Annotated in this window: 26 protein-coding genes; 21 read left to right on the forward strand and 5 right to left on the reverse strand. The window is 48.0% G+C overall.

Annotated features, from left to right (window positions below):
• The first annotated feature begins 18 nt into the window (after nt 1–18).
• The 6 genes from infC (at nt 19) to ASC40_RS00390 (ending at nt 5,014) form a co-directional block, all read left to right on the forward strand.
• On the forward strand, nt 19–561 hold the full coding sequence (gene infC / locus ASC40_RS00365; RefSeq protein WP_072243343.1) for a translation initiation factor IF-3: 543 nt from the start codon (nt 19–21) through the stop codon (nt 559–561).
• Between the two features lie 84 nt (nt 562–645).
• Complete coding sequence (rpmI, locus tag ASC40_RS00370) at nt 646–843, forward strand: 50S ribosomal protein L35 (RefSeq protein WP_055437817.1); 198 nt, start codon at nt 646–648, stop codon at nt 841–843.
• Between the two features lie 16 nt (nt 844–859).
• Nucleotides 860–1,213: a 50S ribosomal protein L20 gene (gene rplT / locus ASC40_RS00375; protein ID WP_055437818.1), complete on the forward strand. Its 354-nt coding sequence runs from the start codon at nt 860–862 to the stop codon at nt 1,211–1,213.
• A gap of 115 nt (nt 1,214–1,328) precedes the next feature.
• On the forward strand, nt 1,329–2,309 hold the full coding sequence (pheS, locus tag ASC40_RS00380; RefSeq protein WP_055437819.1) for a phenylalanine--tRNA ligase subunit alpha: 981 nt from the start codon (nt 1,329–1,331) through the stop codon (nt 2,307–2,309).
• A 17-nt stretch (nt 2,310–2,326) separates the two neighbouring features.
• Complete coding sequence (pheT, locus tag ASC40_RS00385) at nt 2,327–4,714, forward strand: phenylalanine--tRNA ligase subunit beta (RefSeq protein WP_055437820.1); 2,388 nt, start codon at nt 2,327–2,329, stop codon at nt 4,712–4,714.
• Nucleotides 4,715–4,717: 3 nt separating this feature from the next.
• Entirely contained in the window at nt 4,718–5,014 is a 297-nt protein-coding gene (locus ASC40_RS00390) for an integration host factor subunit alpha (protein WP_055437821.1), read from the forward strand.
• A 45-nt stretch (nt 5,015–5,059) separates the two neighbouring features.
• Here ASC40_RS00390 and ASC40_RS00395 read toward each other — a convergent pair whose 3' ends face one another.
• From ASC40_RS00395 to ASC40_RS00405, 3 genes are all read right to left on the reverse strand, one after another.
• Entirely contained in the window at nt 5,060–5,737 is a 678-nt protein-coding gene (locus ASC40_RS00395; RefSeq protein ID WP_055437822.1) for a ChrR family anti-sigma-E factor, read from the reverse strand.
• Nucleotides 5,730–6,311: a sigma-70 family RNA polymerase sigma factor gene (locus ASC40_RS00400; RefSeq protein WP_245622146.1), complete on the reverse strand. Its 582-nt coding sequence runs from the start codon at nt 6,309–6,311 to the stop codon at nt 5,730–5,732. The genes ASC40_RS00395 and ASC40_RS00400 overlap by 8 nt, the downstream gene beginning before the upstream one ends.
• Nucleotides 6,312–6,429: 118 nt before the next feature.
• Nucleotides 6,430–7,041 carry an LON peptidase substrate-binding domain-containing protein gene (locus ASC40_RS00405; protein WP_072243344.1) on the reverse strand — a complete coding sequence of 204 codons (612 nt, stop codon included), beginning with the start codon at nt 7,039–7,041 and terminating at the stop codon, nt 6,430–6,432.
• 132 nt (nt 7,042–7,173) lie between these two features.
• Here ASC40_RS00405 and ASC40_RS00410 point away from each other — a divergent pair, with 132 nt between their 5' ends.
• From ASC40_RS00410 to ASC40_RS00455, 10 genes are read left to right on the forward strand one after another with little or no spacing between them, the layout of a single operon-like run.
• Entirely contained in the window at nt 7,174–8,136 is a 963-nt protein-coding gene (locus tag ASC40_RS00410) for a YbgA family protein (RefSeq protein WP_055437824.1), read from the forward strand.
• The gene (phrB, locus tag ASC40_RS00415; RefSeq protein WP_055437825.1) at nt 8,133–9,542 is read left to right on the forward strand and encodes a deoxyribodipyrimidine photo-lyase; all 1,410 of its coding nucleotides are present in this window, start codon (nt 8,133–8,135) and stop codon (nt 9,540–9,542) included. The genes ASC40_RS00410 and phrB overlap by 4 nt, the downstream gene beginning before the upstream one ends.
• A gap of 22 nt (nt 9,543–9,564) precedes the next feature.
• Nucleotides 9,565–10,005, forward strand: a complete 441-nt coding sequence (locus ASC40_RS00420) for a nuclear transport factor 2 family protein (RefSeq protein ID WP_055437826.1) — start codon at nt 9,565–9,567, stop codon at nt 10,003–10,005.
• Entirely contained in the window at nt 10,002–10,715 is a 714-nt protein-coding gene (locus ASC40_RS00425) for an SDR family NAD(P)-dependent oxidoreductase (RefSeq protein WP_055437827.1), read from the forward strand. The genes ASC40_RS00420 and ASC40_RS00425 overlap by 4 nt, the downstream gene beginning before the upstream one ends.
• A gap of 13 nt (nt 10,716–10,728) precedes the next feature.
• On the forward strand, nt 10,729–12,006 hold the full coding sequence (locus ASC40_RS00430) for an NAD(P)/FAD-dependent oxidoreductase (protein WP_055437828.1): 1,278 nt from the start codon (nt 10,729–10,731) through the stop codon (nt 12,004–12,006).
• Nucleotides 11,996–12,739, forward strand: a complete 744-nt coding sequence (locus tag ASC40_RS00435; RefSeq protein WP_055437829.1) for a DUF1365 domain-containing protein — start codon at nt 11,996–11,998, stop codon at nt 12,737–12,739. Before ASC40_RS00430 ends, ASC40_RS00435 begins: the two co-directional genes overlap by 11 nt.
• A gap of 11 nt (nt 12,740–12,750) precedes the next feature.
• Nucleotides 12,751–14,001 carry an SAM-dependent methyltransferase gene (locus tag ASC40_RS00440; protein WP_245622147.1) on the forward strand — a complete coding sequence of 417 codons (1,251 nt, stop codon included), beginning with the start codon at nt 12,751–12,753 and terminating at the stop codon, nt 13,999–14,001.
• 4 nt (nt 14,002–14,005) lie between these two features.
• Complete coding sequence (locus tag ASC40_RS00445; protein WP_055437830.1) at nt 14,006–14,533, forward strand: DUF2878 domain-containing protein; 528 nt, start codon at nt 14,006–14,008, stop codon at nt 14,531–14,533.
• Nucleotides 14,533–15,081 carry a chalcone isomerase family protein gene (locus ASC40_RS00450; RefSeq protein WP_055437831.1) on the forward strand — a complete coding sequence of 183 codons (549 nt, stop codon included), beginning with the start codon at nt 14,533–14,535 and terminating at the stop codon, nt 15,079–15,081. The genes ASC40_RS00445 and ASC40_RS00450 overlap by 1 nt, the downstream gene beginning before the upstream one ends.
• A complete protein-coding gene (locus tag ASC40_RS00455; protein WP_055437832.1) occupies nt 15,081–15,617 on the forward strand; it encodes a DUF3833 domain-containing protein in 537 nt (178 codons plus the stop codon). The genes ASC40_RS00450 and ASC40_RS00455 overlap by 1 nt, the downstream gene beginning before the upstream one ends.
• Before the next feature lie 62 nt (nt 15,618–15,679).
• On the opposite strand, the gene ASC40_RS00460 is transcribed toward ASC40_RS00455, so the two are convergent.
• Nucleotides 15,680–16,066, reverse strand: a complete 387-nt coding sequence (locus tag ASC40_RS00460; RefSeq protein ID WP_055437833.1) for a hypothetical protein — start codon at nt 16,064–16,066, stop codon at nt 15,680–15,682.
• 190 nt (nt 16,067–16,256) lie between these two features.
• Here ASC40_RS00460 and ASC40_RS00465 point away from each other — a divergent pair, with 190 nt between their 5' ends.
• Genes ASC40_RS00465 through ASC40_RS00480 form a run of 4 tightly spaced genes read left to right on the forward strand, consistent with a single transcriptional unit; the run spans nt 16,257 to nt 19,588 of the window.
• Nucleotides 16,257–17,012 (forward strand): Nif3-like dinuclear metal center hexameric protein, encoded by a 756-nt coding sequence (locus ASC40_RS00465; protein ID WP_055437834.1) that lies wholly within the window; start codon nt 16,257–16,259, stop codon nt 17,010–17,012.
• A 26-nt stretch (nt 17,013–17,038) separates the two neighbouring features.
• Nucleotides 17,039–17,821, forward strand: coding sequence for a methyltransferase domain-containing protein (locus tag ASC40_RS00470; RefSeq protein WP_055437835.1), 783 nt, complete (start codon nt 17,039–17,041; stop codon nt 17,819–17,821).
• Nucleotides 17,814–18,707, forward strand: a complete 894-nt coding sequence (locus tag ASC40_RS00475) for a diacylglycerol/lipid kinase family protein (protein ID WP_055437836.1) — start codon at nt 17,814–17,816, stop codon at nt 18,705–18,707. The genes ASC40_RS00470 and ASC40_RS00475 overlap by 8 nt, the downstream gene beginning before the upstream one ends.
• A gap of 11 nt (nt 18,708–18,718) precedes the next feature.
• Nucleotides 18,719–19,588 carry an NAD(P)-dependent oxidoreductase gene (locus ASC40_RS00480; protein WP_055437837.1) on the forward strand — a complete coding sequence of 290 codons (870 nt, stop codon included), beginning with the start codon at nt 18,719–18,721 and terminating at the stop codon, nt 19,586–19,588.
• Nucleotides 19,589–19,651: 63 nt separating this feature from the next.
• On the opposite strand, the gene ASC40_RS00485 is transcribed toward ASC40_RS00480, so the two are convergent.
• Nucleotides 19,652–21,007, reverse strand: coding sequence for a DUF1329 domain-containing protein (locus ASC40_RS00485; RefSeq protein ID WP_055437838.1), 1,356 nt, complete (start codon nt 21,005–21,007; stop codon nt 19,652–19,654).
• Between the two features lie 222 nt (nt 21,008–21,229).
• Here ASC40_RS00485 and ASC40_RS00490 point away from each other — a divergent pair, with 222 nt between their 5' ends.
• Nucleotides 21,230–22,396 (forward strand): WD40/YVTN/BNR-like repeat-containing protein, encoded by a 1,167-nt coding sequence (locus ASC40_RS00490; protein WP_055437839.1) that lies wholly within the window; start codon nt 21,230–21,232, stop codon nt 22,394–22,396.
• Nucleotides 22,397–22,409 lie beyond the last annotated feature (13 nt).

Genomic DNA, 22,409 nt, shown 5'->3' on the forward strand with positions numbered 1-22,409 from the left:
TGATTGGAGGAATGACCCATTAAAGGCGGAAAAAGAACTCAGAAAGCTGGTGACAAAAATCGGATCAACGAAGAAATTCGCGTTAATGAAGTACGACTCATTGGTGTCGAGGGTGAACAGATTGGCGTCGTAGGTATTCAAGAAGCTCTTACTGCAGCCGAAGAGGCTGGTGTTGATCTGGTGGAAATAAGCCCGAATGCGGAGCCACCGGTTTGTCGTCTGATGGATTATGGCAAGTTCCTCTACGAGAAAGCTAAGAACGCGAAAGAGCAAAAGAAAAACCAGAAACAGATCCAGGTTAAGGAAGTTAAATTCCGTCCTGGAACTGACGAAGGCGATTATCAGGTAAAACTACGCAACCTGACTCGCTTTCTGGAGGGAGGTGACAAAACTAAAGTCACTATTCGTTTCCGTGGCCGGGAAATGGCACATCAAGAGTTGGGTATTGAATTGCTAGAGCGCATTAAAACCGATCTAGAAGAAATCTCAACTTGCGAATCGTTCCCAAGACGTGCTGAGGGTCGCCAGATGATTATGGTTCTGGCCCCTGCTAAGAAGTAACTGTGGTTTGCAAGTAGGGCGGCTGTTGGCAACAACACCAAACTCACCCTGTTACACTTTTATTAACAATGCGGAGTAATTTTCATGCCGAAAATGAAATCCAGAAAGAGCGCGTCAAAGCGCTTTAAGAAAACCGCTTCAGGCGGCTACAAATGTAAACAGTCTCATTTGCGTCACATCCTGACCAAAAAGAGTTCAAAGCGGAAACGTCACCTGCGCGCTAAGAGCATGGTGCACGAGGCCGATGTTGGCTTAATTCAGCGCATGTTACCATTCGCGTAAGGGAAGGAGATAGCAAATGGCACGAGTAAAACGTGGTGTGATCGCGCGTGCGCGTCACAAGAAAGTCCTGAAGCAGGCGAAAGGTTATTATGGTGCTCGTTCACGTGTTTATCGCGTAGCGAAGCAAGCCGTTATCAAAGCTGGTCAATATGCATACCGTGACCGCCGTGCGAAGAAACGTCAATTCCGTCAATTGTGGATTGTTCGTATCAACGCTGCAGCGCGTCAAAACGGTTTGTCATACAGCCGCTTTATCAATGGCTTGAAAAAAGCATCTGTAGAAATCGATCGTAAAATCCTTGCTGACATCGCAGTTCACGACCAAAACGGTTTTGCTGCGCTGGTAGAGAAAGCGAAAGGCTCTCTGTAAGCGAGTTGAAATGTCGAAAAAGGGAGCGTAACTGCTCCCTTTTTTTATGCTTTTTCGGTATCATTGAGCACTTTCTTTTAGTAATCATTCGCGTGAGTCATAACTGAGGACGATCATGGCGTTATCTGACATTGTTGCTGCCGCACAAGCAGCCGTTGCTGAGGCAACGACTCCACAACAACTTGACGCAGTTCGCGTTGAGTATATGGGCAAAAAAGGCCAATTAACTGAACAACTTAAAAGCCTCGGCAAGTTAAGCCCCGAAGAACGTCCGGCGGCAGGACAAGCGATAAACGAAGCTAAGCAACGTGTGCAAGAGCTTATTAACGCGCGCAACAACGAATTAAAACAAGCTGAGCTGGCTGAAAAACTCGCCGCTGAGCGTATTGATGTGAGCTTGCCAGGGCGCAAAGCGCAAGTAGGCGGCTTTCATCCGGTAACTAAAACCATTCAACGTATTGAAGCATTTTTTGGTGACTTAGGCTTTCGCACTGTGGAAGGGCCGGAAGTCGAAGACGATTTTCATAACTTTGATGCGTTAAATATTCCAGCGAATCATCCAGCCCGTGCTGACCACGATACGTTTTATTTTACCCCAACCACCATGTTGCGTACGCAAACGTCGGGTGTACAAATTCGTACCATGGAACAAGAGCAGCCGCCGCTGCGTATTATCTCACCGGGCCGCGTGTATCGAAACGATTACGATCAAACTCACACGCCAATGTTCCATCAGGTAGAAGGCTTAATGGTGGATACCGACGTTAGCTTCACGCAACTGAAAGGTATTTTGGAAGACTTCTTGGTGAACTTCTTTGAAGAAGAACTCGAAGTACGCTTCCGTCCGTCATATTTCCCGTTTACCGAGCCTTCAGCCGAAGTAGACGTGCGTCGTAAAGACGGCAAATGGCTTGAAGTGTTAGGTTGCGGCATGGTGCACCCAAGCGTATTGCAAGCAGTTGGTATTGATAGCGAAAAATACACTGGCTTCGCGTTTGGTATGGGCGTTGAGCGTTTAACCATGCTCCGCTACGGCGTGAATGACTTACGTGCGTTCTTTGAGAACGACGTGCGTTTCTTGAAACAATTTAACTAACAGCCGCAGGTAAGCAAATGAAATTTAGTGAACAGTGGTTACGTACCTGGGTTAATCCAACATTAGATAGCGTGGCGTTGTCAGAGCAATTAAGCATGGCAGGCCTTGAAGTTGACGGCATTGAGCCGGTTGCTGAGGTGTTTTCAGGCGTGGTTGTGGGTGAAGTAGTGAAGTGCTGGCAGCACCCAGATGCCGATAAACTGCAAGTGACTGAAGTAAACTTAGGCACCGACGAGCCGACCACCATTGTGTGTGGCGCGCCGAACTGTCGCCAAGGCCTAAAAGTAGCTGTTGCCACGGTTGGCGCTGTGCTGCCTGGCGATTTCAAAATTAAGAAAGCTAAGTTACGTGGCCAGCCTTCACACGGCATGCTGTGCTCAAACTCTGAATTGGGTTTAAGCGAGGACCACGATGGTATTATTGAACTACCAGCCGACGCACCTGTGGGCATGGACTACCGTGAGTATTTAGACTTAAACGACGTAGTTTTAGATGTTGATTTAACGCCAAACCGTGCTGACTGCCTTGGTATTCGTGGTATTGCCCGTGAAGTGGGTGTGTTAAACCGTATTGAAGTGACCGAGCCAGTGTTTGAGGCTGTCGTACCAACAACTGACGAACAACGTGCCGTGGTGCTTGATGCACCAGCAGCGTGCCCACGCTATTTAGGCCGCGTGGTGCGCAACGTTAATGTGAAGGCAGACTCGCCACTGTGGTTGCAAGAGCGCTTGCGCCGCAGCGGTATTCGTAGCATTGACCCTGTGGTTGATATTACCAACTATGTGCTGCTTGAACTTGGCCACCCCATGCATGCGTTTGACAACGACAAGCTAGAAGGTGCCGTGCATGTGCGCATGGCCAATACCGAAGAAAAGCTTACGCTGCTAGATGGCACCGAAGTGACGTTGCAAAATGACGTATTGGTGATTGCCGACGAGCAAAAGCCATTAGCCATGGCCGGTATTTTCGGCGGTGAGGGCAGTGGTGTTACAGAGGCGACCACCAATGTATTTTTAGAAAGTGCGTTTTTCAGCCCTGACGCTATCGCTGGTCGTGCACGTCGTTTCGGCTTACACACCGATGCTTCGCACCGTTATGAGCGTGGTGTTGACCCTGAACTGCAGCGCACAGCCATGGAGCGTGCAACCGCGCTATTGCTAGACATTTGTGGTGGCGAGGCGGGCCCAATTGTTGAAGCGAAAGATGACACTGCGTTGCCACAAGCTGCGCAAGTGACCTTACGTGCTGAGCGTTTGGCTCGCGTTTTGGGTATTACTATTGCCGCCGACGAAGTCACTGAAATTTTGCAGCGCTTAGGCTTTGCTGTTACGCAAACGGCAGAAGGCTGGCAGGTAACCGTGCCGACGTTCCGTTTTGATATCAGTATTGAAGAAGACTTAATTGAAGAAGTAGCGCGTATTTACGGTTACCACCGTATTCAAGCGGCGGCGCCAGCTGCACAGCTGCGTATGATTCCGCGTCAGGAAGCACAGCTAACTACCACAAGTTTCAAACGCACCTTGCTTGACCGTGGCTATCAAGAAGCAATTACCTATAGCTTTGTTGACCCTAAACACCAAGCGCTGTTATTTGACGAAACCGCTGCATTGACGTTGCCGTTCCCAATTTCGGTAGAAATGTCGTCAATGCGCGTTAGCTTATGGCCGGGGTTAATTAGTGCGGTGGCGCATAACCAGAAACGCCAGCAGCAGAGCCTTGCGTTTTGTGAAACCGGGTTACGGTTCCTACCTGACGAAAACGCGGAAAATGGTGTGGTGCAGCAACCTATGATAGCTGGTATTCGCGCTGGTAAAGCGGCCCCAGAACATTGGTCGGACGGTGAGCGCGCGGTTGATTTTTACGACATTAAAGGTGACGTTGAAGCCATATTGGCACTGACCGGTGCAGCACACGAGTTCCGTTTTGTAGCTGATCAGCACCCAGCGCTGCACCCAGGCCAATCGGCAGCTATTTTCCGCGGTAACAAGCGGGTTGGTTATGTAGGTGCTGTGCATCCGCAGTTTGAGAAAAAGCTCGGCTTAAACGGTCGTACCTTTGTATTTGAACTTGAACTGGCTGCTATTTCGGCACGAGCGGTACCGCAAGCACAGCCGGTATCAAAGTATCCGTCAATTCGTCGTGACCTAGCCATTGTGGTGAAAGACACCATTGCGGCAGGCGAAATTATGGCGGCAATTGAAAATATTGGCGTAAATAACTTAGTTAGCCTAAACTTATTCGATGTATATCAAGGGGCTGGCGTTACTGAAGGTCATCGTAGTTTAGCGTTGTCGTTAATTCTACAAAACCCAGAGCGCACACTTGAAGACAGTGAAATTAATACAGCCGTTGCAGCGGTTGTTGACATGCTAACATCTGAGTTCGGGGCAACCCTAAGGGAGTAAGCTATGGCGCTGACCAAAGCAGAAATGGCAGAGCATTTGTTTGAGAAATTTGGCTTAAATAAACGCGATGCGAAAGATCTGGTCGAAAACTTCTTTGAGGAAATTCGACGAGCACTGGAAAGTGGTGAGGAAGTGAAACTTTCGGGTTTCGGTAATTTTGAATTACGAACTAAAAACCAACGTCCAGGCCGTAATCCTAAAACCGGCGAAGATATTCCAATTTCTGCGCGACGGGTGGTGACATTCCGTCCAGGGCAAAAGCTGAAACAACGCGTTAGTCACGCAAAAGTTGCTGATTAATCAAAAAAGCCGCTCATTGAGCGGCTTTTTTATCATTTAAGCTTTCTATTTAAAGAATAAGCTACTAAACGGGTTCAGCAATCGGCTAAGGCCTGAGGTAAAGTGTAGCGGGCCTTCAAGTGCTGCAAGCGTTAAACAATCTTCGTTTTGCGTTGCTGGCGAGTGCTTGTGGTGGTTATCTAGCAACACAAAGTCACCGTCACGATACTCGTTATTCTCATCGTTAAACACACCGTTGACCACTAAGGTTGCTTCGTTACCTTTGTGGGTGTGCTCAGGTAAGCTCGCGTTTTCCGCCATGTAGATGAAGTTAAGCATTTCTTCGCCGCCAACAGTTACCGGTGCACGCCACAATTTGCCTGGCAAGCGGCTCCAGTCGCCAATGCGGTGCGAATTGCGTGCAAGGGTTGCTGGCAATTTAAAATGATTGCCTTCCAGATATAAGCTGTCATTGGCTGCAACAGCGGCCGTTTGTGGGGTTGGCTGCGAGTTGAAAATGGCTTGTAGCATGGCTTGCTCATCAAGCGCCGCATTGCGCGCTAAAGGCTGCGGTTCGACATCGCCCAACAGTTTACGCGCTAATTGCTGTTCAATATCGCGTACATGGGCTTGGCAATGTGAGCACATATCAACGTGGGTACCTACCATCATCAACATGGCAGGACTCAATTCACCAGCGGTATATAGCACCAAGTGCTGCTCTGAAGGATGGAATTTAATCATCGTGCTTTATCAACTCTTTCAACTTCTGTAAGGCTAAGCGGGTACGTGATTTCACAGTACCCAACGGAATCTGAAGTGCATCCGCGACTTCTTGTTGAGATTTCCCTTCAATATAAATAAGTTCAATAACGGTTCGCTGAGCTGCTGGCAGCTGTTCACAAAAAACAGACAGCTGCTGCATCAATAAATCGTCGTCCAATGCATAATCGTCGTCGAGCGAGTCATTGGTTTCGGCAAGAACAGGCCACAAGTCGTCAGCGCTTAAGTCGTACTGGCGATATTTGTTCTTGCGTAAAAAATCAAACCGAATATTTCTGGCAATGGTAAAAATCCAGGTCGCAGCAGAGCCGCGATCGGGTTTAAATAAGTGAGCTTTGTGCCACACATTGCTCATGGTTTCTTGTACCAAGTCCATGGCGGTTTGTTCGTTACCAAATTGGCGCGTGGCATAGGCTTGCAAACGTGGCGCAAAATAGCGAAATAACTCGCTAAAAGCGGCCCGCGATTGCTCTGAAGCTACTTTCGCGAGTAATTCGGCAGCATGTTCGGCATTATCCGGCTGCGCAGGGGGCATAGTTTCTCGTTTTTTAGTCTGTGTTATTACTGTTTGCATAGTAGTCTATACTCACCGAGTTATACAACCTGAACTTTCCGATACTTAAGCTTGATTACGAAGCATAAGTTGAAACGGATCATTGTTTACTTTCGAGAACTAAATTTCGTAAAAATTCGAGCACTGGGGTGCAGTCATCGTGTTGCAGCAGTTCTTGTTTCGTATTGGCAGAAATTGGCAGTATTTCTAACCACCGCAAACACACCCAATCAGCTTGTTGCAGATTTTCTGCACAATGCTCAACAGCTAGCTCGGGGTAAGCTTTATAAATTTCTTCAAGTTGAGAAGCTAAAAACTGGTCGTCTGCGGCTAAGGGTTGCGGCGCCCAGCCACTTAAGCGACACACGTGACCGACACGCAGACCGTCTTCTTGCACGTTAATTTGCTGCACTTTAAATAGGCCTTGGCCAGCTACTGTAATACCCAGTAAACCGTCTTTAAGTTGTTCAAAGTCAACAATAGTAGCTGCGGTGCCAATAGGATGAATGTGGGTATTGTTGTCAACTTGGCCCTGGTCATTCAACATGCACATACCAATTGGGTTACACGAAGTACCGTTACAGGCTTCTTTTACCATACGAATATAGCGTGGCTCGAATATGCGTAAACGCATGGTGCCGCCCGGTAAAACGTGCCCAGACAGCGGGAATAACGGCATATTTAAGTGGGCATCTGTTAGCCGATCAGTCATGTTTGACGTACCTATTGAATCATCATGCTAGAGTTTACGCGGTGGCAACTGAAACGGATTAATACATAATCAGATTTATGGAAAATTCTTTGATTTTTCGTCAATCTAAACTGCAATAGACAACGTAATTAAATGGAACGAGTTAAAAGGAGCAAAGCGGTGACCATAAAAGTAGGAATTAGCGCGTGTTTATTGGGCGATGAAGTACGCTTTGACGGAGGGCATAAACGCTCAGCGTTTTGTGCTGATGAGTTGATACGGCATGTTGAATTCGTGAAATTGTGCCCAGAGGTTGGCATTGGTATGTCTGTGCCGCGGCCAACTATCCGTTTAGAGAATCATGCGGGTGAGGTGCGCGCAGTGGTGCCCAAAACGGGCGCGGATGTTACCGAGCAATTAAGCCAGTTTGCCGACAAGGCGCAACCGCATTTACGCCAATTAAGTGGTTACGTTCTTTGCGCCAAGTCGCCCAGTTGCGGTATGGAGCGCGTGAAACTTTATAATCCCGCAACTGGCCATGCCAAAAAAGAAGCCCAAGGTATTTTTGTGCGTCGGCTGCGTGAGTTACACCCAGCGTTGCCGTTAGAAGAAGATGGGCGTTTGAATGACGCGCCGTTGCGCGAAAACTTTGTTATGCGGGTATTTGTTTACCATAGCTGGAAGCAATTACCGCGGCCGTTGAAAAAAGCTGATGTTTTGGCGTTTCATACAGAACTGAAACTGTTATTACTGGCGCATAATCAGGCGCAATATCGCGCACTTGGGCGGCAACTGGCAGACCAGCAGCAGCTTGATGAAGGCTTCGCTAAGCAATACATAGAAGGCATTATGGCCGCGTTAGGTCAGCCCGCCACTAGGGCGAATCACACCAACGTGCTACAGCATATTCAAGGCTACTTTGGTAACCATTTAAACAAAGACCAAAAAGCCGAACTAAGCACTCTTATTATGGACTACCACGACGGCGTGCAGCCTTTGTTGGCGCCGCTAACTTTGCTGCGCCATTATTTGCGCGAGTTTCCGAATGATTATTTGCAGGGCCAGCGCTATTTGAATCCATACCCCGCTGACTTGAAATTAAGGTATGCACTATGAGTAACTACGCCGGTGTTTGGTTACGCAATGATTTACGCCTTAGCGCAAACCCCGCTTTGGCGGCGGCCAGTGAAGTAAATGGCGAACAACGTTGTGTTCCAGCTTTGTTGCTTATTTGTCCGGCCCAAATGCATGAGCATGACTGGGCGCCAATAAAATGGGATTTATATTTACGCCAGTTAGAAGCTTTTGTGACGGAAGCCGCCGAGCAGGGCGTTCTGCTGCACATAGAGGTCATTGATAGTTGGCGTACCGCCGGTAAATCGGTGAAACGTTTTGCTGAGCAGCACGGACTCACCCAAGTGCATATTAATGCTGAATACCCAGTGCATGAGCAACGGCGCGATCGCGCTGTGCAGGGCGTATTACAGCTTATGCAGGTGGCCCTGAAGGTGCATCATGGTAGTGTCATTGTGCCGCCGGTGGTGACCACCCAAAGCGGTCAGGTTTATCAGAAGTTTACGCCGTTTGCTCGGGCTTGGCGCGATTATGTGGCGCAGCATGGGGTGCCGCGCTGCGCACCATTACCGAAGCGCGCGGCCGCTGCGCCGGCAGTCATTCCTGAAATTGACTACCCGCGTCGTGACTCATCAGCTTGGGCAGTAGGTGAAGCCAATGCCCAGCAAATACTGCGCGATTACATAAACAACCAAAGCTCGCACTATGCAGCGGAACGCGATATGCCGGCCTTAGACAGTACCTCGCGTTTGTCAGCGTATTGGGAAATAGGGCTGTTGTCGCCGTGGCAGGCCGCTGCCGTGTTATCTGAGTTAAGCCCAACCTTTCCCTATGGCTTGGACAAAGGCGCTGATACTTGGCTTACCGAGCTTATTTGGCGCGAGTTTTACTTGCACCTTATGCACCATGTGCCACGCTTAAGTTATGGCCATGCATTTTTACGCCACACAGATGCACTGCAATGGCGTCAAGACGATGACGGCTTTCAACGCTGGTGCGAGGGAAACACCGGGTTTCCTATAGTGGATGCGGGTATGCGACAGTTAGCCGCGGAAGGCTGGATGCATAATCGCGTGCGCATGATTGTTGCGCATTTTTTGGTGAAAGACTTACTCATTGATTGGCGCTGGGGCGAACGCTTTTTTATGCAAAACCTAATTGACGGTAGTTTTGCTGCAAACAACGGTGGTTGGCAGTGGAGTGCGTCAACGGGAACCGACGCCGCGCCGTATTTTCGGGTGTTTAACCCGACTTTGCAGAGCGAAAAGTTTGATCCTGACGGAAGTTATATTCGTAAATGGGTCAAAGAGTTAAAAGACTGTCCGACGAAACACATTCATGCGCCGGGCAATTGGTTAAAACAACAGGGACGAACGGACTACCCGCAGCCTATGGTCGACCATAAACAGGCACGAGAACGCGTATTAGCAGCCTTTAAGGCGCTTTAGCTGAATTTGTCCGGAGGGAATCATGTCAAGTCACGTTGCAGATATTGTAGATGAGTTAATTCGGTTGTATGACAATCTTGACCAACAAAGTATTGAAGCACTCGGTGATCTCTATACCGATGATGTGACCTTTACTGACCCTCTGCATCATGTTGAAGGGTTAGATAACCTAAAACAGTACTTTTTAAACACCATCAAGGGCATTGATTATTGTCACTTTGCGTTTGCGGAGCGCGCTCGGCAGGGCGATGATGTGTTTGTGACTTGGCAAATGCGCTTAAAGCATCCGAAGCTCGCACAGGGGCGCGAAATAATCGTGCCGGGCACCAGCCATTTAAAACTTGCCGAAGACAAAATTTACCAGCAAACCGATTATTACGACGCCGGTGCAATGTTGTACGAACATGTGCCGGTACTTGGCTATGTGATTGAAAAAATCAAAACGCGAGTTAAATCGTCATGAATATTTTAATTACCGGCGCGACATCAGGTATTGGCAAGCAAGTCGCGTTAAGTTATGCCCAGCAAGGCCATACGGTCATCGCCTGTGGGCGAAATTCCGACGCGTTGGCCGAACTTGAAGCGTTGTATCCAAAGCAGATTGCTGGCGTACGCCTCGATGTTAGCGACGCCGATCAAACGCAGCAGACGTTAAGTACGTTCACCAACTTAGATCTGGTGATTCTCTCGGCAGGCGTGTGCGAGTATGTCGACATAGAGCGCTTTGAAGCTGCGATGTTTGAACGTGTCTTCGACGTCAATGTGTTTGGCATGATGCGCTGCGTTGAAGCGGTATTGCCGAATTTGAAAAGTGGCTCACAACTGGTGTTCGTTGGCAGTACGGCGCGGTTACTGCCCTTTACACGGGCAGAAGCATACGGCGGCTCTAAAGCTGCTATTCAATATATCGCGCGTAGTTTGCAGGTTGACCTAGCGCCGCGTGGCATCGTGGTGCAAACCGTATCACCAGGTTTTGTCGAAACGCCGATGACCGACGCGAACGATTTTGAAATGCCAATGCGTGTCACGGTTGAATTTGCTGCCGAGCGAATTATCAAAGGCATTCAGAAAAAATCGACGGACATTACCTTTCCCACCACTTTTGGTTTGTTTTTGAAGTTTCTGTCGCGTTTGCCACAGTCGTGGCAAGTGGCTATTTCTAAGCGTTTTTAGCGGAGTAACCGGCATGAAAATAGCCATTATTGGCTCAGGTATTGCAGGCTTAACATCGGCCTATTTGTTGCACAAAAATCATGATGTCACCGTGTTTGAAAAGAACGATTACGTGGGGGGCCACACGCACACTGTCGCCGTTGAGGTGCATGGGCAGACCTATAATGTCGATACCGGTTTTATTGTATTTAACGACCGCACTTACCCGAAATTTCGTGCATTAATGCGTGAAATAGGCGTAACCTGGCAAGACACCGAAATGAGCTTCAGCGTACGCGACCCAGACACTGGGCTAGAGTACAACGGGCACAACTTAAACACGCTATTCGCGCAGCGCAAAAATCTATTTTCACCGCGTTTTCATCGCTTAATTCGAGGCATTTTGAAATTTAATAAAGCCGCCAAGAACGCGCACCAAAGCGGGGCAAACCTAGACGAATTAACATTAGGTGAGTTTCTGCGCGAACAGCACATATCGCCGTTAGTTAGTGACTTTTACTTGTTGCCAATGGTTGCGGCTATTTGGAGTGCGAGTTTGCAAGAGGCGGAAGCGTTTCCGCTCGGTTTTTTCTTACGCTTTTTTGAAAACCATGGGTTGTTGAATGTTGCCGACCGGCCGCAGTGGGCGACCATTGATGGCGGTTCCAGTGCCTACATTAAACCGTTAACCCAAGGTTTTGCTGAGCGCATTCATACGCAAACTAAGATTAAAGCAGTTCATCGCCGCGAGCATGAAGAAGGTGCCATTTTAATTGAGTTTGAAGATGGCCCAAGCCAAGCCTTTGATGAAGTTATTTTTGCTTGCCATAGCGACGAATCACTGGCGCTGTTAGCACAGCCAACAGCTGCCGAACAAGCAGTGTTGGGGGCGATTCCATACCAAATGAATGACGTGGTATTGCACACCGATGTGCGGTTGTTGCCGCGTAATAAACGCGCATGGGCCAGTTGGAATTATTTATTGCACAATGACCATGCGGCGCGCACCAGGCCAAGTTCGGTTAGCTATAATATGAATATTCTGCAACGACTTGAGGCCCCTGAAGTGTTCTGTGTGACGCTAAACAACACGACGGCTATTCAGCCCGACAAAATTCTACGCAGCTTCAAGTATGCCCACCCAGTGTACAGCGTAGAGTCCATGCGTGCGCGCGCTCAGCGTGAAGCGATTTGCGGCCTCAACCATACCCATTTTTGTGGAGCCTATTGGTATAACGGGTTTCATGAAGACGGTGTGCGCAGCGCGGTGGATGTTGCTAACCGTTTAGGAGCAAACTGGCATGTTAGCTAGTGCAATTCTGCGCGGGCGTGTGCATCACGCCCGTTATCGGCCCACCCAGCATGCTTTTGAATATAGCATAGCGCAGTGGTGGCTAGCGCTAGACGAAGTAGAAGACGTGGCGGCACAGAGCCGTTGGTTTTCATTGAAGCGGTTTGCGCCACTGTGGTTCCGCCGCGCTGATTATATGCGCGGTACCACTGGCGATCTCGCCACCGCCGTGCTTGACAAAACCTCGCAGTTGGTCGGGACACCGATTCATGGTCGGGTGTTTTTCTTAGGCGCGTTGCGCACGTTTGGGTTGTATTTTAGCCCGATTAATTGCTACTTCATACAAACGGATAATGCGGGCGACTACCGCTATATGCTCGCAGAAGTAAGCAACACACCTTGGAATGAACGGCATTATTATGTGTTGGATTTACAACAAGCATTGATTAACGACAAAGCATTTCATGTGTCGCCGTTTAACCCCATGGACATGACCTACCATTGGCAGTTGCGGCCACCGCGTCAGAAACCTGGGCACAAATGCTTAGTGCACTTGGATTGCCACAGTGATAAGCGTGACTTTAGCGCTACCATGAAATTAACCCGCGTTGAATTGAACTCGAAAAGCATTCGTCACGTATTACTTAGATATCCTGTGAATACACTCGGTACCGTGGCAGCGATTTATTGGCAAGCTTTACGCCTATTTTTGAAACGGACGCCGCTGTATTCGCATCCCAATACTGATAAGTGAGAACAAGGGTTATGTACGAAGAAAATGCGTTAACGGGTATGCAAAGCGATTTACGTCGTGATTTATCAACCATGGATAAACTATTTCGAAATATTGTTTTGGGGTTATTGAAACAACTGCAAGAGGGCTGTTTGGTGGTGAAAGAGCGCGGCCAAGTTGTTGGCCGTTTTGGGCAACCCGACAGTGAGTTGACAGCCGAAATTGATATTCAAAAGCCAGGCTTCTTCCGTCGTTTTTTGTTCGGGGGCAGTATTGGTGCCGCCGAGCTATTTCTGGATGAAAGCTGGATCACGCCGAACTTAACCCACGTTATACAAGTTTTTGCGCGCAATCTACCCGCGCTTGATGCGGCCGAAGCCAAGTTAAGTTGGATATTGCTGCCTATTCAAAAGTTTCAGCACTGGCGTCGCAATAATTCAAAACGCCAAGCGAAAGAAAATATTTCTGCGCATTATGATTTAGGCAACGAACTCTACAAGGCGTTTTTAGACCCAGCCCTACAATATTCAAGTGCCGTTTACCCAAATGCGCAAGCAAGCTTGGCGGAAGCGCAACAATATAAACTGAAGCGCTTGTGTGACAGCCTTGAGCTGAATGAAAACGACCATTTATTGGAAATTGGCACAGGGTGGGGCGGGCTTGCCGTGTTTGCCGCGAAACATTACGGTTGTCGAGTCACCACTACGACTATTTCAGAAGAGCAGCATGCCTACACCAAAGAGCTTGTAGAGCGTGAAGGCTTGAGCGACAAAATAACCCTGCTGAAGAAAGACTATCGCGATCTCGAAGGGCAATTTGATAAGTTGGTTTCAGTAGAAATGATTGAAGCGGTAGGCCGTAAATACATGGCGACCTTCTTTAAAACCTGTAGTCGGTTGTTAAAACCGCAGGGCAAGATGGCGTTACAGGCGATTACGATTGCCGACCAACGTATGCGTAGCTACGCGAACTCGGTCGATTTTATTCAAAAATATATCTTCCCGGGTGGTTTTTTGCCCTCGTTAACCATGATGACCGAAATGTTTACCAAGCACACGGACATGGTGGTACGCCACGTGGATGATATTGGTTTTGACTATGCAAAAACCCTTGAAGACTGGCGGATAAACTTTAACAGAGCACACCCACAGCTGAAACAATACGGCTATGACGAACGTTTTGGCCGCCTGTGGAATTACTACCTGTGCTATTGCGAAGGTGGTTTTTTAGAGCGGACAGTCTCTGCAGTGCAGTTGGTTGCAACCAAACCGCAGTGTCGCTAGTTGTATGCGTTTTTTGAACCCCGCGCAATGGAAGAAATGGGCCCCCAAGTTGGTGGGCCTATTTTTGTTTGATTTAGTTTGGTTTAGTGCGGTTGCTGGGCGCGGCGAGTGGCTGTGGGCTACTGCCATATTGGTTGCAGCACAAGTGCTAGTAGCGTTGCGTAGCGGGCCGTTTTCGTGGCGTGTTTATGGCTTGTTCGTGCTGTTGGGCATGGCTTTGGAAGCCAGCGTCGTTGGTTTAGGTATATTACGTTTCGACGGCGGTTTTTTACCCTGGTGGCTTATTATGCTGTGGTTAGGGTTTGTGGCTATGCTCATGAATACCCTTGCCGACTTAGCCGGACGACCCGTTTGGGCTGCTTTATTGGGGGTTGCCTCGGGGCCATTAACTTATGCTATTGGTATTCGTTTAGGCGCTGCTGAGCTGTTAGAAAAAGAATGGTTACTCTGGGTAATCTATGCGGCGCTTTGGGCCGTATATATGGTGATATTCGCGTTAGTTATGCCGCGATTTACTCGCTCGGAGGCTTAATGAACACCATGAAACGTATTACTCAAACTATGCTGACAGTTGTTGTCGCCGGCTTTTTTATGATAGTCACCGCGGCATCGTTTGCTTCGCAATGCGCAGCAGTGGCACCTTTTAACGAGCTAAAACCTGTAGGGAAAACACGCTTGCAAGTATGGTTTTGGGATGTCTACGATGCAGAGCTTCGCACCGAAACCGGAGCCTATACTGATGAGGCGCAACAACGAGCGTTGCAGTTAAGCTATCTGCGCGACATAAAAGCCAAAGATCTAGTAGATACTACTGCAGAAGAGTGGGAACGCTTGCAAATAACTATTACTGCAGACCACCAACAATGGCTAAACCGCTTACAGGAAATGTGGCCTAACGTGACTGAAGGTGACTGTATTACTCTGGTAGAAACCAACGAGGGACATGCCCAGTTTTTTGGGCCAGAAGGCGAGTTAGGCGTTATTGAATCGGCGCAATTTACCGATGATTTTCTAGCTATTTGGCTAGACAAGAACTCACGCTTTAAAAGCGAACGAAACGAACTAATAGGAGCACAATAATGACCGCGGCAACTTGGTTCAAAGGATTACTTATTGGCCTTGCAAGCGTTGTGCTTGTTGGGTGTTCTACGCAAATAGAAGACTACCAAGGTGAGCAGCCTGAGTTAAAGCTTGAAGAGTTTTTCAATGGTGAATTGGTTGCCTACGGCATGGTCCAAGATTATAGCGGTAAAGTTATTCAGCGCTTCAAAGCCGACTTACAAGGCAGCTGGGACGGTAATAATGGCGTATTAGACGAGCAGTTTTACTACGCAGACGGCACCACCCAAGAGCGCATTTGGCGCATTACTAAAACTGGTGAAAACACCTACGAAGGTCGTGCCGATGATGTTGCTGATGTGGCTGTAGGAACGACAGCAGGCAATGTTTTAAACTGGAGTTACACCCTGATAATTCAGCGTGACGGCGAGCCTTTTGAGGTGAAACTTGATGACTGGCTGTACTTGGTTGATGAAAGCAACATGATCAATCGCACCAAAATGTACAAATTTGGTATCGAAGTGGGTGAAATCACCTTGTACATTGGCAAAAAATAGCCATTAAAAAAGGGAACGGTCCGTGAGACGGTTCCCTTTTTATTATTCAATAGCGACTAAAGTTAGTCGTAGCCGCGCGGTAAACGAGACAATGTCGTGTCTTGCTCTAGGCGTTGGCGCCAAAGCTCTTTTGCGGTTAAACCGCCACCAGACTTAGCCACTTTAGCTTTTGCCGCTGTTTTTTTCGCTGGCGCAGCTTTTTTAGCTGGTGCAGCTTTTTTGGCGGCTTTGGGGGCAGACTCAGCTTTTTTAGCTGGTTTTGCTTTTTCAGCCGACTTGCCACCGGCAAGCACTTCGGCTTCCTCGGCTAACTGGGCAAGGCGAACATTCTTTCCGCCATTAACACTGTACCAACCACCTTTTGCTTCAATAGTCGGCTTTTTACCGTGAGCTTGCTGGTACGCTGCAGTAAAATCAGCAAGCACTTGGTCTTTATCAAGTTTGCTCATGGATATAATCCTATCGGCCATGCGTTACAAAGAATGCGTTACAATGAACGCGTTTTAATTAAGGTGTTTCAAATTTATACCGTTTTTTATGAGCATTGTCTAATCGCTGACACTTTTATGCGCAAATTAGTCACAAAATGTGCTAAAACGGTGGCTGAAATTAGCATTTTATAGAACAAAAGAGGGCATTGTGCGACGTACAGAATTACAACAGTATCTCAATGAATTACTGCAGGTTGAGCGTATTCGTGATTATTGTCCGAATGGGCTGCAAATTGAGGGGCGTCAACAAATTAATACTATTGTTACCGGTGTTACCGCCAGCCGAGCGCTCATTGATAAAGCGATAGCGCTGAAGGCTGACGCTATATTGGTTCATCACGGTTATTTTTGGAAGAACGAACCAGAAGTTATCACTGGCATGAAACAGCGTCGTATAAAGGCGTTACTGCAAGCAGATATCAATTTATTTGGCTACCATTTGCCGCTTGATGTTCATTCCGAACTTGGTAATAACGCACAATTAGCAAAAGTATTTGGTTGGCCACAACCGCAAATACTCGCTAGTGTTGAGCCCCAAGGTGTGGTTATGCAGTGTGAATTACCCAAGCCGGTAACCTCACAGCAGCTGGGCGAGCATATTGCTGCTTGTTTGGCGCGACCTTTAACCGTTCGCATTGACGCACCACAGCCTATTCAACGCATTGCTTGGTGTACTGGGGGCGGGCAAGGCTATATAGATCAAGCCGCACTTGCTGGCTGCGATGCATTTTTAAGTGGCGAGATTTCCGAGCAAACAACCCATAGCGCTGTAGAACAAGGTATGGCTTACTTTGCTGCGGGCCACCACGCGACCGAGCGCTATGGCATTAAAGCTTTAGGTGAGCACCTGGCTGAAAAATTTGGTGTGACACATCATTTTATTGATATTGACAACCCAGCGTAGTCTGGGCTTTCTAGGCTGCAGAACCCATGTTGAAAAAACAAGCGCGCAAAGACACCAGTTTCGATGGTCGTACGCAAAAGTTTTCCAAGAATATTTATGCCACCACTAAGGGGAAATTGCGTTTAGCGGTACTCGAACGTGATTTACAACCCTTATTTGAAGTGGCTAAGCAGCGAAAGTTGCGAGTGCTCGACGTTGGTGGTGGGCTAGGGCAATTGTCGATGCATTTTGCCAAATTAGGTTGCGAGATAACCCACACCGATATTTCCGATGAAATTGTTGAGGCGGCGCAACAAGCACACCAGCAATCCGGCGTAGCCGAGCGCTACCGTTATTTGGTGGCGCCGCTGCAAGAGCTGCCCGAAAGGCTTAAGCAAACCTATGACTTGGTGTTGTGCCATGCGGTTTTAGAGTGGCTTATTGAGCCGCAGCAGGCTTTAGCTACCTTGAAACAACTGATGAGTCCTGAAGGGCATTTGTCGTTGATGTTTTATAACAGAGACGCAAAAATTTTAGCCAATATTATTTTTGGTAATTTTGATTACGTACAAGCCGACTTAACTGTGAAGAAAACCGTTCGTATGAGCCCTCAGCAGCCGTTGTCGCCGCAGCAGGTTGAACAGTGGATTACCGCGACGGGGTTAACGATTACAGACAAAACCGGCGTTCGTTGTTTTCATGACTATCTTCGAAATCGCAGCGATCAACAGCGTTTTGATGAGTTGTTGGCACTTGAATTGAAGTACAACCGCCAAGCGCCATTTGTCGATATCGGTCGGTATTTACACTGGCAGATCAGGCATGCCTAAGTTGCACGTGGTTATTTATTACAATGTGTTGTGCCAGCCTGCCAAGCGTTATGCACAGGCCTATGAACGGTTTTTTAACCATCAGCAATATAAGGTAACAACACTTGCCAGCACTGCTAGCCGTCATCACGACATCAAACAGCTACGTCAGCACTGCAAACACGCCACTGAGTGTGTGGTGATTGGCGGTGACGGCAGTATGAATATTGCAGCCAATGTGTTGGCGCATACGGCAACCGCCCTAAGCGCCATTCCTATGGGTACCGGCAATGACTTTGCATACAGTCAGGGGCTGACACACTGGCGCTGGCGCATGCGCAATGAGGTTATACAGCAGACACAAGCAATAGGTCGTGTGCAACCCGCAAACTCGCACATGAAAGAGCAGTACTTTGTTAACCATGTGGGGTGCGGATTAAGTGTTGATCTCATGGCTTTGCAGCCACGTTGGCTGAAACAATCGGTTGGCAAATTAAGCTATTCAATCGCGTTATTGCGCTATTTATTTGGCCGTGAGTCATTACGCTCGCGCATACGGCACGCGTCACATTGGGATGACGGCCAAATTGTCGCATTAGGGCGCTGTATTGGCGGTGGTATTACGGTGTACCCACAGGCCACACGGCAACACACGCAGTTAGCCTGGATTGGTATTCCGAAAATGCCACGTTGGTGCCAACTGAAAGCCTTATTTAATGTGTGGCGTGGTCACGTTGATAGGGTATCCGACTTAAAGTATGCCATTGGCCAGCAGTTTAGCTTGGGTGATGCCGAGCACCGTATTGAATTAGACGGCGATATTTACTTTCATGGGCCAGCAACAGTTAGCGCTGTTGCAAATGCCTTAGTTGTCACGCTGCCAGTGGTTGCAGCGCAAAAAAGTTAGAGGGCGAAGTTATGAGTCAAGCATGTGCTTTTATTGGTTTGGGCGTGATGGGCTACCCCATGGCAGGCCACTTGCAAAGCAATGGGTTTACCACCACAGTGTATAACCGCACCACCACAAAAGCAGAAAAATGGGCACAGCAATTTGCTGGTAAGTATGCTGAAACGCCCGCGCAAGCGGCCGCACATGCTGACGTTGTAATGCTGTGTGTCGGCAACGATGATGATGTTCGCCAAGTGGTGTTTGGCGAGCATGGTGTGCTTGCAGCCATGCGCGAAGGCAGTGTATTGATTGATCACACCACGGCTTCTGCTGAGTTAGCCAAAGAATTAGCTCAAGCTGCGCAAGAAAAGGGGATTGGCTTTTTAGATGCGCCCGTTTCTGGTGGGCAGCAGGGGGCTGAAAATGGTGTATTAACGGCTATGATCGGTGGTGATCGCGAGGCGCTTGAGCGCACCGATGCCGTGTTAGCTTGTTATGCCAAAACGCGCGAGTATATGGGGCCAGCAGGGCACGGGCAGTTGGCCAAAATGGTCAACCAAATTTGCATAGCCGGGGTGGTACAAGGCTTAGCGGAAGGCCTGCAGCTTGCGCGCAAAGTAGGTTTAGACCCAGACACGTTAATTAATGCAATTAGCCAAGGCGCTGCCGGTTCATGGCAAATGAAAAATCGTTACAAAACAATGTGGGAACAACACTATGAGCACGGTTTTGCGGTAGATTGGATGCGCAAAGACCTGAAAATCGCCTTAACCGAAGCCGAGCGCCAAGGTTTGAGTATGCCACTTACTGCGTTGGTTGATCAGTTTTATGCTGAGGTGCAAAAAATGGGTGGGGCACGCTGGGACACGTCAAGTTTGTTGGCTCGCTTAGAGAAGTAACTTAATCTTTAAGCATAAAAAAACCGGCTTTAACAGCCGGTTTTTTTTGTTTTCATTAAACGATTAACGAATACCCATACGGCGCAGAGCACCGGTTGAGAAATCGCTACGCTCTGGCTCAATGTCGAAGTCCATGTATTCACTTTCTTCGTTAGCTAAGCCAAGCAAAATGTAACGACCAGAGTTTAAGTCGTACAGTGCTTCAGCAGCCATCCACGGAGTATCGTGGTAGTAGAACTGGGTGTTGTAGGCTTCTGCTACACGCCACAATTCGCCACGACCGTCATAATGGTCAATCACTGAGGCTGTCCAAGTATCTTCATCAATAAACATATGACGAGTTGCGTAAATGTGGCGTTCGCCATCTTTTAATGTGCCTTTTACTTCCCAAACGCGGTGTTTCTCGTAACGCACATAGTCTTGGTTCATGTGGCCAGGGCCAATGATGTCGTCATACGAAAGGTTAGTGTCCATCAACTTGTAGTTGTTGTACGGAATTAACATTTCTTTTTTGCCAACCAGTTCCCAGTTGTATTTGTCTGGGGCACCGTTGAACATGTCTAAGCCGTCAGAAGTACGCAAACCGTCTGATGCTGTACCTGGACCGTCATAAGCAACCGATGGTGCTTTACGAACACGACGCTGACCGGCGTTGTATAACCATGCACGACGCGCTTCTTTGACTTGGTCAATCGTTTCGTGAACCAATAACACGGTACCGGTCATACGCGCTGGTGCTAATACTTCTTGTAAGAAATAGAACAACACGTTGTCGTCGGCAGACTCACGGCCAGTTTTTAAGTACTCAGGGAATACCAGTGATTCGCGCAGTAATACCGGTACAAAGTCACCGTTTTCTAGCACTGGGAACTGGTTTACTAAGCGCTGTACAGCACCACCACGATAGCGAGTAATGTGGTTCCAGATAACTTCCAAGCCGTTTTGTGGTACTGGGAATGGAATGTGTTTATCAAAATTAGATAAGCCATTACCACCCGCAACCATTTCAGCGTTGACGGCGTTCTTTGCAATCACGTCATACACTTCTTGTGGGTAAGCAGCGGTACGATGCGTTGGATAAACGTGCATTTTGTAATCTGGATACTTCTTAAACATAGCCATTTGGCCAGCAGAAAGAAGATCTTTATATTCTTCTAGGTTTGCAGCTGTAATGGTGTACAGCGGCTTTTCATCTGCAAATGGGTCAGCAGGGCGCTCAGGGATTTCGCCTTCGGCTTGCTTGCTGTAACCACCTGTCCAAGCAGGAATAGTGCCATCGGCGTTACCGGCGGTAACCGCGCCAACAGGCGTTAAATCATTTCCTAATCGTGCTGCTTCTTCAGGGCTAACTTTCGCCATGACACTTGCAGACACGACCGATAGCGCAAAAATACCGGCTTTTAGCATCATTTTATTCATTGTGCTTTTTCCTTGTTGTTCTTCATATGCATGCTTTACTTGCATAAAGCTACATCAAAACGAAACAAATTTAAATCACCATCTGACACTAGCCTTACAACCTTGTTCGTTGTAAGGTATCAGCTGGTTTGACCTCTAGTTATTTTTCCATAGCATGTATCGCGAATTGGAAATTTGCAACTATTTACAAGATATAAGACTCAGAATTTTTACGAGGGTTCCATGATAAAAGCGACAGCTTGCGCTGGTGCACTTGTCGTAGCTGCCTTGCACGGCGCTCCGGCACTCGCAAATAGCGACACAATCACTGATTATGAGGTGATTTATGCGCCGGCAATGAAAGCCGCAAAAGCACCACGTACAGTGCTTACTGAAATTACCCAAACATCTAGCTCTACCATAGCCGTGGGTGACTATGGCGTGGTTCTATACCGCGATAATGCTAGTAGTGATTGGCAACAAGCTGATGTGCCAACTAGCGTACTATTTACCTCCGTTGATTTTATTGACGACCAACATGGTTGGACCGCAGGGCACCATGGCGTGATCGCCGGGACAACGGATGGCGGTAAAACTTGGCAACTGCAATTAGATGGATTTCAGTTTATTGACTTACAAATTGCACACTTTCAGCAACTTGTAGACGAACTCACAGCCAAGCAAGAGCAGTTTGATGGGTCAGACCCTGACGCAGAAGATGACATTCTGTATGCTTTAGACAACGCTCTGTTTTTATTGGATACCGCAACATTTGCTAAAGAAGATGGCCCAACTAAACCATTTCTAGATATTCGCGCATTAAGTAAAGATGTCATTCTGGCGGTGGGAGCATATGGCACTTTAATCCGTTCAGTCGATGGTGGCGAGAGCTGGCAAATTCTTGATGAACGTGTCGAAAATCCAGATGGTTTCCATTTAAATGCGTTAGCTAGTGATGGCGAATTTGTTTATATCGCAGGTGAATCAGGGCAAATTTTTCGTAGTGCCGATCAAGGTGACAGCTGGGAGCTAATGGACTCGCCATATAATGGCTCGTTTTTCGGTTTGCACATAGATGCGAGCGAGCGTTTATGGGTGGTTGGTTTGCGCGGTAATATCTTTGTCAGCTCGGATCAAGGTGACAGCTTTACTCAAATTAAGTTAGACGACGCGGTGAATATCAACGCAATTGTTGATGCGCCAAATGGTGGCGTCTACTTGGTTGGCAACGCAGGTGTTATCGGTTGGGTTGATGCCAATGGCAACATCGAACAAATGACCCATAGCTCTGGCGCCGCGTTAACTGACCTAGTTGCTCATGGCGACGGCCGTTTAACGTTGGTTGGCCAACGTGGTGTGCTTGAAATTGCCGATTTTGCCACCGAAGCAGCTGCACAAGCTCAAGAATAAAGGAATTATAGCC

This window comes from Pseudidiomarina woesei (genome assembly GCF_001418345.1).
GTDB classification, from domain to species: domain Bacteria; phylum Pseudomonadota; class Gammaproteobacteria; order Enterobacterales; family Alteromonadaceae; genus Pseudidiomarina; species Pseudidiomarina woesei.

Bases quoted from the DNA above. Each gene is read 5' to 3' on its own strand.
- ASC40_RS00485 (WP_055437838.1), bottom strand. From the start codon at position 21,007: ATGAATAAAATGATGCTAAAAGCCGGTATTTTTGCGCTATCGGTCGTG.
- ASC40_RS00430 (WP_055437828.1), top strand. From the start codon at position 10,729: ATGAAAATAGCCATTATTGGCTCAGGTATTGCAGGCTTAACATCGGCC.
- phrB (WP_055437825.1), top strand. From the start codon at position 8,133: ATGAGTAACTACGCCGGTGTTTGGTTACGCAATGATTTACGCCTTAGC.
- ASC40_RS00445 (WP_055437830.1), top strand. From the start codon at position 14,006: ATGCGTTTTTTGAACCCCGCGCAATGGAAGAAATGGGCCCCCAAGTTG.
- ASC40_RS00480 (WP_055437837.1), top strand. From the start codon at position 18,719: ATGAGTCAAGCATGTGCTTTTATTGGTTTGGGCGTGATGGGCTACCCC.
- ASC40_RS00440 (WP_245622147.1), top strand. From the start codon at position 12,751: ATGTACGAAGAAAATGCGTTAACGGGTATGCAAAGCGATTTACGTCGT.
- rpmI (WP_055437817.1), top strand. From the start codon at position 646: ATGCCGAAAATGAAATCCAGAAAGAGCGCGTCAAAGCGCTTTAAGAAA.
- rplT (WP_055437818.1), top strand. From the start codon at position 860: ATGGCACGAGTAAAACGTGGTGTGATCGCGCGTGCGCGTCACAAGAAA.
- ASC40_RS00470 (WP_055437835.1), top strand. From the start codon at position 17,039: ATGTTGAAAAAACAAGCGCGCAAAGACACCAGTTTCGATGGTCGTACG.
- ASC40_RS00395 (WP_055437822.1), bottom strand. From the start codon at position 5,737: ATGATTAAATTCCATCCTTCAGAGCAGCACTTGGTGCTATATACCGCT.
- ASC40_RS00475 (WP_055437836.1), top strand. From the start codon at position 17,814: ATGCCTAAGTTGCACGTGGTTATTTATTACAATGTGTTGTGCCAGCCT.
- ASC40_RS00460 (WP_055437833.1), bottom strand. From the start codon at position 16,066: ATGAGCAAACTTGATAAAGACCAAGTGCTTGCTGATTTTACTGCAGCG.
- ASC40_RS00400 (WP_245622146.1), bottom strand. From the start codon at position 6,311: ATGCCCCCTGCGCAGCCGGATAATGCCGAACATGCTGCCGAATTACTC.
- ASC40_RS00410 (WP_055437824.1), top strand. From the start codon at position 7,174: ATGGAACGAGTTAAAAGGAGCAAAGCGGTGACCATAAAAGTAGGAATT.
- ASC40_RS00455 (WP_055437832.1), top strand. From the start codon at position 15,081: ATGACCGCGGCAACTTGGTTCAAAGGATTACTTATTGGCCTTGCAAGC.
- ASC40_RS00390 (WP_055437821.1), top strand. From the start codon at position 4,718: ATGGCGCTGACCAAAGCAGAAATGGCAGAGCATTTGTTTGAGAAATTT.
- ASC40_RS00405 (WP_072243344.1), bottom strand. From the start codon at position 7,041: ATGACTGATCGGCTAACAGATGCCCACTTAAATATGCCGTTATTCCCG.
- ASC40_RS00420 (WP_055437826.1), top strand. From the start codon at position 9,565: ATGTCAAGTCACGTTGCAGATATTGTAGATGAGTTAATTCGGTTGTAT.
- ASC40_RS00450 (WP_055437831.1), top strand. From the start codon at position 14,533: ATGAACACCATGAAACGTATTACTCAAACTATGCTGACAGTTGTTGTC.
- ASC40_RS00425 (WP_055437827.1), top strand. From the start codon at position 10,002: ATGAATATTTTAATTACCGGCGCGACATCAGGTATTGGCAAGCAAGTC.
- pheS (WP_055437819.1), top strand. From the start codon at position 1,329: ATGGCGTTATCTGACATTGTTGCTGCCGCACAAGCAGCCGTTGCTGAG.
- pheT (WP_055437820.1), top strand. From the start codon at position 2,327: ATGAAATTTAGTGAACAGTGGTTACGTACCTGGGTTAATCCAACATTA.
- ASC40_RS00435 (WP_055437829.1), top strand. From the start codon at position 11,996: ATGTTAGCTAGTGCAATTCTGCGCGGGCGTGTGCATCACGCCCGTTAT.
- ASC40_RS00490 (WP_055437839.1), top strand. From the start codon at position 21,230: ATGATAAAAGCGACAGCTTGCGCTGGTGCACTTGTCGTAGCTGCCTTG.